Source organism: Gammaproteobacteria bacterium (assembly GCA_013697705.1).
Classification (GTDB): Bacteria; Pseudomonadota; Gammaproteobacteria; order UBA6002; family UBA6002; genus UBA6002.
Genome location: JACCWJ010000010.1, coordinates 1 through 2,764 on the forward strand (window position 1 = coordinate 1; position 2,764 = coordinate 2,764).

General features: G+C 41.4%; 4 protein-coding genes. All 4 read right to left on the minus strand.

Going from position 1 to position 2,764, the window contains the following annotated elements:
• On the minus strand, nt 1-769 hold a 769-nt coding region (locus tag H0U71_02955; protein MBA2654010.1), incomplete at its 3' end, for a hypothetical protein.
• A complete protein-coding gene (locus H0U71_02960; protein ID MBA2654011.1) occupies nt 756-1,010 on the minus strand; it encodes a hypothetical protein in 255 nt (84 codons plus the stop codon). The genes H0U71_02955 and H0U71_02960, both read right to left, overlap by 14 nt.
• Before the next feature lie 420 nt (nt 1,011-1,430).
• The gene (locus H0U71_02965) at nt 1,431-1,790 is read right to left on the minus strand and encodes a hypothetical protein (protein MBA2654012.1); all 360 of its coding nucleotides are present in this window, start codon (nt 1,788-1,790) and stop codon (nt 1,431-1,433) included.
• 9 nt (nt 1,791-1,799) lie between these two features.
• The gene (locus H0U71_02970; GenBank protein ID MBA2654013.1) at nt 1,800-2,105 is read right to left on the minus strand and encodes a hypothetical protein; all 306 of its coding nucleotides are present in this window, start codon (nt 2,103-2,105) and stop codon (nt 1,800-1,802) included.
• Nucleotides 2,106-2,764 lie beyond the last annotated feature (659 nt).

Consider the following 2,764-nt stretch of genomic DNA (forward strand, 5'->3'; position numbering starts at 1 on the left):
TGTGATTGATCATCATGTCGGAGAGTTGTTGCGTTACTGCTAAAGTGGCTCGTCGTAGATATTCTTTGGCGAGCGGCGTTAATTTTGTGACATGACTAAAACCCATGTTAACGCCATTCCCTACACCGGTGCTAACGCCGACCATCGCCGCTTCACCCCAGGAGATCCCTGACTGCGCATGCAGCCCCACCAATAACTCTTGACCGGCTGCATCCGCCATCGCAGCCATAACACCGCTTAATACTACGGTGGCTGAACCCAGGATACTACCGCCCATCGCACCAAATAGGAGCGGCACTAATGCCTCAGCCAGTATCGGGGCCACTATGTTAGCGGCCGCTACTGCTAAGCCGGCGATCACCGCTTTACCAAAAAACACCATCGGGTTCGGGTGCAGCTTCAGTTCCGGGGTTTTGAGATGCGGGTAAATGGCGCCTATTATTTTCTGAGTAAATTGGTAATACGGCGTGTACATAAACGCTTGGTTTTTCGTTGGCAGTGGTGCTGGAATGTGAAGTCCCGGATAGCCCGCGAATAAACTACTACTATCGACTAACACATTGGCTTGCGCGATTTGATCGCTGTAACTTTCACTGCCGGTCATCTTCCTCGCAAGACTACTTGATGTATCATTTTGCACCACGCTCACATTTTGTCTTGCAATGCCAGGGGCCGTAATGATTAAGTTTAAGGTGCGAGTACACCTGAGACTACATCTTTCCCATATGCTGATGTGACCCTTCGATACTTCACTATCAAACCACTTCAAAGTTGCCTTTTAAAAGTTTTACCGCTTCTTTAATATTACGGATCATCTGTATTTTTTCATTTTTACTTAATTCATCAATGTCAGACGCACATATATATAATTTTCTTTTCTTTGGATCATAAGTTATGTCAATCTTAATTATTTTATTCTCCTCTTTATATTCAAGTAGTTCGGGTCCCACGATTTGGATAGAAAAACCATTCTCACTTTCAACCCCTCCTTCATTAATTTTTCTTAACATATTTGTCTCCTCAAGGTCTTACAAAAAACATTCATAATTACAATCATCAAAGAACTCATCAGGGTAAAATGTGCTGTGGGCGTACGCCGATAGAAACATTGCTTGATGGGAAAAAATTTGGAAGGAAAAAGTTGAAAATCTCAACTTGAACTGACAGTAAATCCATAACTGCAAAATGGGTAACTGTCAGATCGGGTCTAAACTTCTATACCGATATTGAGTTCGTTTTAACCAAACTTTAGAAAGTACTAGCTACTTAAAGAACAGGATTTAATTAAACTCCCGATGTGGTATTGATATATTGCAGCCTTCATTCTTTCATTTGCTCGATTCGCTCTTTTGGACCATATCTCCAAATAAAAAATCAGAAAAACAACCATAACCTGCATTTAAAATTCGAACTATTTTGTAGGAAATTTATCATTTCGAGAAATGCGCACTTTCTTCCAACTTGGCATTCAATATTTTAGCCCTTTCATGAGTTAACTGCTCAGTAAGATATGGATTTGCTAACTCGTAGAGTACTTGATCTATTAAGTTGATATGAGTTTTTTCTCTGCCTATATCTTCGCGACTCTCAATTGCATTAGCCCAGTTTTCAATCTCAGTTCCAGTTATCCTTCCTTCTATATAATTATTTAAAGCATTAAGAATTTGTTGCTTCGTTAAAGTTACTAACTCATTATCAGAATCCCAGTTGAATTTATTTAATTCGTCCATAATGACATCCACTGATCCTTTCAGGTTAATAAGTTTCTCTAGCAATGAGGTTCTGGTCATATCTTTCTCCTAGTATGGTCTTGGCTCAAAGTTAATATCAGGCTCAGGGTAAATTTTTGGCTCCGCGGGAAATTTTGGAGTAACGTGAACTATTTCACCCTTTGGTCCAAAAGTAGTTTTGGTATATAGAATTGTATTCCCATCTATATCGATTTGCTTTTCATACCTAGCAAAAGACCCTGGGATATTTGCTGCAGGTGAATCTCCTTGAAACACTTTCCCACCATTTAGAAAGTCTCTAACTCGAATATTTTCAGAATTCTGGGGGAGCTTATCAATAAATCGTTTGAGATTTTTTGCTTGAGCTGCGCCCATTGAATGCAAGGCTTCATCTGCCCCCCTCCATGCGGCCTCTTTCTCTATTATTTCAATTGTACCAGCAACCCCCAATCCTCCTAGAGCCATCTTAGACCCAAACAACTTACTAATACTCGCTCCAACACCTGAACCTAAGGGTAAGGCAGACAATTCACCCAACGTCTTTGCACGACTAATGGAATCACCATGAACGAAGTGATCCCAACCGTTCTCTACTCCATGAATCATATTCTGTACATTCTGCATGGGATGTATCCCATTATAAAAATTCATAGCTAATCCCACCGCAAGAGCGGTAGGATTATTCATTGCATAATCCAGGGCATATAAAGGCGCGAGTAAACCTGAGACTACTCCTTCTCCATACGCCTCTGCAATTTTTCCTACGCTGGCATTTGAATTTACTGAAGAGGGTTGTTGCCACCGCTCCCTCGACCTACTCTGCGCCGCCTGATACCGCTGCATTAAATTCCCTTCATTCGGCAGCTTTGGATCCTTCGGATAAATGGAATTATTAAACTCCACTGCTGCATTTCTTTCCCAGCCAGGCTCAAATACATCATTTATATTCCCCCAGTTCTTCTTCGGCGCGGTGGATTGATACGGTTTCTTGATCCCCTGCTCATGATTTGTCTTTCGGGATAAATCATCCAGCT